This is a genomic window from Nocardiopsis mangrovi, from assembly GCF_042653925.1.
Classification (GTDB): Bacteria; Actinomycetota; Actinomycetes; order Streptosporangiales; family Streptosporangiaceae; genus Nocardiopsis_B; species Nocardiopsis_B mangrovi.
Window position 1 is genome coordinate 1 of record NZ_JBHSFQ010000068.1, and the last position, 6,692, is coordinate 6,692.

At 75.9% G+C, this 6,692-nt stretch carries 5 protein-coding genes and 1 pseudogene; 3 read left to right on the plus strand and 3 right to left on the minus strand.

Features of this window, described 5'->3' with window-relative positions; all coding sequences use genetic code 11:
* The first annotated feature begins 225 nt into the window (after positions 1-225).
* Positions 226-879 (plus strand): SanA/YdcF family protein, encoded by a 654-nt coding sequence (locus ACFO4E_RS29870; protein ID WP_378580639.1) that lies wholly within the window; start codon positions 226-228, stop codon positions 877-879.
* 552 nt (positions 880-1,431) lie between these two features.
* Here the strand turns inward: ACFO4E_RS29870 and ACFO4E_RS29875 are convergent.
* Positions 1,432-2,757 (minus strand): MFS transporter, encoded by a 1,326-nt coding sequence (locus ACFO4E_RS29875; RefSeq protein ID WP_378580641.1) that lies wholly within the window; start codon positions 2,755-2,757, stop codon positions 1,432-1,434.
* Positions 2,758-2,828: 71 nt separating this feature from the next.
* On the opposite strand from ACFO4E_RS29875, the gene ACFO4E_RS29880 reads away from it, so the two are divergent.
* Positions 2,829-3,815: a GlxA family transcriptional regulator gene (locus ACFO4E_RS29880; RefSeq protein WP_378580643.1), complete on the plus strand. Its 987-nt coding sequence runs from the start codon at positions 2,829-2,831 to the stop codon at positions 3,813-3,815.
* Positions 3,816-4,058: 243 nt separating this feature from the next.
* Here ACFO4E_RS29880 and ACFO4E_RS29885 read toward each other — a convergent pair whose 3' ends face one another.
* Complete coding sequence (locus tag ACFO4E_RS29885; protein WP_378580644.1) at positions 4,059-4,379, minus strand: hypothetical protein; 321 nt, start codon at positions 4,377-4,379, stop codon at positions 4,059-4,061.
* A gap of 347 nt (positions 4,380-4,726) precedes the next feature.
* On the opposite strand from ACFO4E_RS29885, the gene ACFO4E_RS29890 reads away from it, so the two are divergent.
* Positions 4,727-6,160: a hypothetical protein gene (locus ACFO4E_RS29890; RefSeq protein ID WP_378580645.1), complete on the plus strand. Its 1,434-nt coding sequence runs from the start codon at positions 4,727-4,729 to the stop codon at positions 6,158-6,160.
* Between the two features lie 164 nt (positions 6,161-6,324).
* Here ACFO4E_RS29890 and ACFO4E_RS29895 read toward each other — a convergent pair.
* A pseudogene (locus ACFO4E_RS29895) lies at positions 6,325-6,692 on the minus strand (hypothetical protein); the annotation flags it as partial.

Genomic DNA, 6,692 nt, shown 5'->3' on the forward strand with positions numbered 1-6,692 from the left:
GTGTGGGCCACGGAGGGCCTCCTGACCTTCTACAGGTGTTGATCTTCGACAATCCACACCTATGTCGGAGGCCCTCTCTTGCTGTCAAATCGCCGCCGGGCTGTACCTAACCTCTGTGATCAGTACAGCTAGGCTGCGGCGGTGAGCGGGAGAACGCGCCGCGTGCCCGCCGGGGCCGTGGCCGCGGTCCCCGCGGCGGCATCGGGCCCACGACCTTCTGGGGGTATGCACGTGTCACCGGGAACCTGGGCGGCCGCGGCCGTCGTGGCCGCGCTGGCTTCGGCCCTGGCGCCGACGGCATGGGTGTGGCTGGCGAGCCTGCGCCACCGTTTCCCGGCCGATAGCGTCCCCGTCCGCCCGGTGGCGATCGTGCTCGGCGCCGCCGTCTGGGAGAGCGGCCCGTGCCCGCTGCTGGCGCGCAGGCTGGACATCGCCGTCCGGCTCTACGCCGAGGGGCGGGTGCGGGCCGTGCTGGTCTCCGGCGACAACAGCGCCAGGTCGCGCCATGAGACCGACGCGATGACCGCCTACCTCGTCGCACACGGGGTCCCGGAGGATGCGGTGGTCGCCGACCCCCACGGATACCGGACCTGGGACACCTGCGTGCGGGCGCGCGACACCTACGGGGTCGACGGTGCGACCATGGTCACCCAGGCGTTCCACCTGCCCCGCGCCGTCGCGCTGTGCCGCGCCGCCGGCGTGGACGCGGTCGGCGTGGGCGACCCGAGCCTGCACCGGCGGTCGCGCGCGACCGTCCGCGGCTACGCGCGCGAGTTCGGTGCCAACCCCAAGGCGCTGCTCGACGCCCTGCTGCGCCGCGCGCCGTTGCGCCCCGAACCGCCGACCGACACCCTCAGGTCCGTCCTGGAACGGGCGTGACCAGAGGGCGGCGCGTCCCGGCGCCTCCACCGCCGGCGACCTGAACTTCCTGCGGCTGCGGCGAGGACTCCGTGGGCGTCCTGGCCGACGACCTCCGCGCCGCCGTTGCCGCGAGGGTCGTGTGGGCGGTGGACGGGGGAGGGCAGGGGACCCGGCCGGTACGCGGGGGCGGCCGTCCTTGGACAGGTAGACGCCGCCCGTATTGGGGGACGGCAGCCTCCGACCGGCCTCGCCGCCGTGCGGCGCGTGCGTCGAGCGGTGCCTCCGGCCGGCTGGTCCCTGTGCGGGCGGCGGGTACGCCCCCGGATCCGGGACCCGACCGGTGGCGATGCGCGTGCTCCGGAGCCCTGGCGGTGGAGTTCGACCGCAGGGTCCGCGACACCCCGGCGGGGCCGAGGGACTGAGCCGCCGTGCGTCGCCGAATGGCGGGGGAGGGCCGAGCGCGAGTCCGGTGCGGAACGGGGATCCGGCGGGCACCCCGGCGGGCGGTTCGCTTCGCCCGCCCGGCCCGCGCGAACGGCGTGCGGCCCGTTGTCCGGGTGTGCCTCCGGTTCAGGCCGCCTCGCCGATCGGTGCCGGGGCGGGCGTCGCCGGGACGGGGCGGGGGATCAGCAGCGCCATGGCGGTGGCCAGGAGGCAGACGGTCCCCGCTGCGATCCACATCGCGGTGTAGGAGCCCAGCGCGTCGCGGGCGGCCCCGCCGCCCAGTGCCATGAGGCCCGCGCCCACCTGGTGCGCGGCGAGGGTCCAGCCGAAGACGATGGCGCTGTCCTCGGTGCCGAAACGGCCGCGGATGGCGCTCAGGCCGATCGTGGGCGGAACGGTCGCGACGTCCAGCAGGCCGAAGACGATGACGAAGACGACCAGCGACGCCTGGACCTCCGGCCCCATCAGCAGCGGCAGCAGCACCAGCGTGATCCCGCGCATGCCGTAGTAGGCCGCGAGCAGCTTGCGGGGGTCGAAGCGGTCCGTCAGCCAGCCCGAGAACGCCGTGCCCACGATGTTGAAGAGCCCGATCAGCGTCAGCAGCGACGCCGCGGCGGTGGGCGGCATCCCGTGGTCGTGGGCGGCGGGCACGAAGTGCGTCCACATGACCCCGTTGGTGGAGGCGCCGCAGATCGCGAAGGTCCCGGCCAGCAGCCAGAACGTGCCCGTCCGCGATGCCTCGCGCAGGACCCGCAGGGCGTGGCGGACCGCGCCCGGCCGCGGAGCGGGGGCGGGGCGCCACGCCGCCGCCCCGTAGGCGCGCTGCCCCAGGTCGGCCGGGTGGTCGCGCAGCAGCAGCCAGATCAGCGGGGCCACCGCCAGCGCCGCCAGCGCGACCGTCACCGTTCCCGCGCGCCACTGGCCGTTGTCGATGATCCAGGACAGGACCGGCAGCAGGGCGAACTGGCCCGCGACGCTCGCGGCGCTGAGCAGGCCGGTGACCAGGCCGCGCCGGCGCTCGAACCAGCGGTTGGCGACCGTGGCCGCGAAGGCCAGGGCCATCGACCCGGTCCCGAGCCCGACGAGGACCCCCCAGTACAGGGTCAGCTGCCAGGCCGCCGTCATGACCGTGGTCAGCCCCGCTCCCGCGGCGACCGCCATCAGCGCCACGGTGACGACCCGGCGCATGCCGAACCGGTCCATCAGCGCCGCCGCGAACGGCGCGCCCAGCCCGTTGAGCGCCATGTTCACCCAGACCGCGGTGCTGATGGCGCCGTGGGACCAGCCGAACTCCTGGTGCAGCGGCGTGACCAGCAGGCCCGGCAGGGTGCCGAAGGCGCCCGCGGCGATGATCGCCAGCGCCGCGACGGCGGCGACCGACCAGGCGCGGTGCACGCGGGCGGCGCCGCGGCCATCCCTGTTCGACGTGTTCTGCGCTGTCTCGTTCCTCATGACACCGATGGTGGAACCGGCGCCGCCATGGCGCGAGTGGCCGGATGGACAACATGTGAAAGAATCCGGCCATGGCCGTTTTCACCCACCCCGATCGGCACCCCGTCGCCGTTCTGGTCCGCGACGGGCTGATGCCGATGGAGCTCGGGATCGTGCACCAGATCCTGGGCCGGGCCGCCTCTCCCGGCGGCCGGCCGCTCTACTCGGTCGTCACCTGCGCGGTCGCACCGGGCGATATCCGCACCCACGCCGATTTCACCATCGGCGTCGAGCACGGGCCCGAGGCACTGGCCGAGGCGTCGACGGTGGTCGTCCCGGCCTCGCACGCACCCGACGCGGCCGACGAGCGCGGGCGGCTCGAACCGGGGCTGGCCGACGCGCTGGCGCGGATCCGGCCGGGGACCCGGATCGCCTCCATCTGCACCGGGGCGTTCGTGCTGGCCGCCGCCGGGCTCCTTGACGGACGCCGGGCCACCACCCACTGGAAGTCGGCCGACCTGTTCGCGTCACTGTTCCCGGACGTGCGGCTCGACCCGGGCGTCCTCTACACCCACGACGGCGACGTCCTCACCTCGGCCGGCGAGGCATCGGGGATCGACCTGTGCCTGCACATCGTCCGCACCGACCACGGTGCGGCGGTCGCCAACGAGGTCGCGCGGCACACGGTCGTCCCACCGCACCGCGACGGCGGCCAGGCCCAGTTCATCCCGCGCCCGGTGCCCGGCCCCCACGCCTCCTCCACCGCGCGCGCCCGGGCGTGGGCGCTGGACCACCTCGACCGCCCGCTCACGCTCAGCGACCTCGCCGCGCGGGAGTCCACCAGTGTGCGCACGCTGACCCGGCGCTTCCGCGAAGAGACCGGCGTCTCCCCGCTGCAGTGGCTGACCCGCCAGCGCGTGGAGCACGCGCGCCATCTCCTGGAGCAGAGCGATCTGCCCATCGACCAGGTCGCCGCCGCCGCGGGCTTCGGAACCGCGGCCTCGATGCGCCAGCACCTGCACGCTGTGCTCGGGGTCTCGCCCAGCGCCTACCGCACGACCTTCCGTGCCACGGGCTGACCCGCCCGGCGCCGCGCGCGAACCGTCCGGGCCGAGCCCTGTTCCGGATCAGTCCGGGCTCGCGACCACGCTTCTACCGGGACTGCTCCGCGGGCCCCGCCTGGTGGCACAGCGGGGCCTCGGCGCCGCCTCGCTGCGCCGATCGCGCTCGGCCGGCCGGCCCGGCCGGACGTCGCGAATCGCCGTGCGACGCGAGGCGTGGGCGGCCGCCCGCTCATCCGGCAGCATCCGGGAATCAGGGCACTAGGCCGACGCCTCGCGGGGGAGCGGTTCGGGGAGGGTGGCGACGGCGGCGGTCAGGGCGGCGAGGAGGTCGGGCTGGCAGCCGCCGCACTCGAACCGCGGCAGGGTGTCGGGGCCGGTGACCTCGAACGCCACGGCGGCGGGGTCGCTTCCGATGTGGCGGCGGAAGTCCAGGCCGCAGCGGGCGCAGGTGAGTCTGGCGCGCTTGGCCCGGCGGCGCGACCAGCGCCGGGCGTCGTCGGGGACCTCCCGGCAGGCGGGCTCCAGTTCCGGAGGGTTCCGGACATCGGTGGTGGACGCCCGGATATAGGCGAAGTACATGCGACCCACTCCCCACACGGCGCTCGGTGACCTGCGGTCACCAATCAAGGATGTTGCCACTACACAACGTCACGGGTCACGTTTGGCCGCGGCGCGGCGGACACGGCGCGTCGGCGACCCCAGCGGCGGACGGGTCCCGGCCACCGCCGTTCCAGCGGGCTCGGGGGCCGGGCCGCGGACCCCGGCGCTCGTCCGGCCGCGCGGCGGCGAGGGACCCCGGCGGCGGCCGTCCCGGTGCGTGGAGCCGGGTCGCGGACCGCTCCGGCGGGCCGGGCCCGGGGCGGCGGCCGCGGGCCCGGGGCCGCGGATTCGCGGGCGGGGGCGTCGCGCGGGGATAATGTCCGATCATGGACGCGACGACGGGCACCGGCCCCCTTCACGGCGTGGACGACATCGACTGGGCGGCGCTCGCGCCCGAGGGCGGGGCCGACATCCCCGCCCTGCTGCGCGGCATCGCGGGGGACGCCTCCGCCACCCGCGGCCTCGACGACTCCGTCTCCGCCCTCTTCGACCTCATCCGCTTCCCCGCCCCCGCCTATGCCGCGGCGCCCCGCGTCGCCGAATACCTGGTGCGGATCGCCTGCCACCCCGACACCCCCGCCGACTGGCGGTCGCGCCCGCTCAGCCTGCTGCTGGAACTGCTCGTGCCCACGGCCGCCGAGGTCCTGCCGGCGCGGACCGACCTCGGGCTGTGGCGCGACGAGGTCTCCTGGGCGGCCTCGACCGACGCCGAGAAGGTGCGCGAGCAGTACCGCACGTGGCTGGAGGAGGCGCCCGACGAGCAGCAGTACCGCCGGATGCGCAGCCGCCTGGACACCGTGTCGCGGGAGAACGGCGCCGCGCTGCTCCAGGCGGAGCTGGACGTGTACGACACCGTGCGCGACCGCGCCGACGACCTGATCGGCCTGCTCGACGGGCGCGCGAACCGCCGCGGCATCGACCCCCCGGCGGAGTGGGCGTGCTACCTGCTCGCGTTCGTGCCCGACGCCGCCGAGAAGTCGCTCGTCCCGCTGAAGGCGTCGCTGGCGGAGGCGGCCCCGCCGCTGCCCGGTGAGGCGCCGCCGCCGCTCGGCGCGCAGCGGCACGACGTCCTCTCCGCCGAGCTGTTCGCCGTGGGCATGCTCGCCGCCCCCGACGACGCCGGCGCGACGGTCGCGCTCGCCCACGAGATGGCCTCGGGACACCTCTACAACGGGTTCGCCGCCGCCGTGGCGCTCACCGTCATCCACGGGGAGAAGGCCCCGGAGGAGTGCCTGGTGCGGCTGCGCGCCGCCGGCCGGACCAGCGTCGGCTACCCGGCCCTCTTCGACGACTCCTGGCCCCACTGCGGCGAGAACACCCCCGCGGCGCTCGGCTACCTGGCGCTGGGCCGTGCGGGGGACCGGGCTCAGCCGCTCCGGTCGGCCATGCTGCCCAAGGTGCTGGCGAACGCCGAGGGAGGGGCGCGGGCCGCCGTCGCCGGCAGCGCGCTCGAAAGCGTCCTGGGCCCGCGCTCGGCCGCCGAGGCGCCCGACCCCGAAGCGGACTTCGACGAGGCCACGCTCCAGGTGTTCTGGGCCATCGCCGAGCTCCCGGCCGACGGCTGGGACGACGGCCTGGCCGACGCCCTCGCCGGATGGGGGCTGCCCACCGAGCGCGCCGACTTCCGGGCCTTCGCCGGGGTCGAGGACCACCCCGGCGAGGAAGCCCCCGCGGCCGACACCCCGGCGGCGGCTCCGCCGGCCGCTGCGCCGCGCCAGCAGGGCGGCCTGTTCAGCCGACTGTTCGGCCCCGGTTCCTGAACCTCGGGGAGGGCCGGGCCGGCCCTCCCCGAGGCGGTGGCCGGGACGCGCCCGTCGGCCGGGCTCCCGGCCCCTTTCCCGGACACGACGACGCCGGGGGCCCCGTCCGTGTGGACGGGGCCCCCGGCGTGCGGTGCGCAGCGGTGTCCGCTGCCCTCGGCGCCTTAGCGCATGTACTCGTCGCGCAGGCGGGCGACGCGCTCGCGCAGGGACGGGGCGCGGTCGCCGGCCGCGTCCCGGCTCGTGGCCAGGGCGGGGCGGCGGAGCTTGGTGATGAGGACCGCGGCGGCCAGGACCGGCAGCACGGCCGCGGTCACGGCGCTCGCCGCCATCGGAAGGTCCGTGCCGGTGATCCCGGTGCCGGGAACGCCGGACTGGATCCCCACCGCGGCGCTCGTCCCGCCACCGCTGGTGCCCTGGCCGGAGACGGCGTCGGTGCACTTGGTGTCGGTGCCCATGGGCTGGGGCGCGCCCTCGGTGCCGTTGCCGTCGCCCCACTTGGTGATGTGGTACTGGACGTCGATGTGGCCCT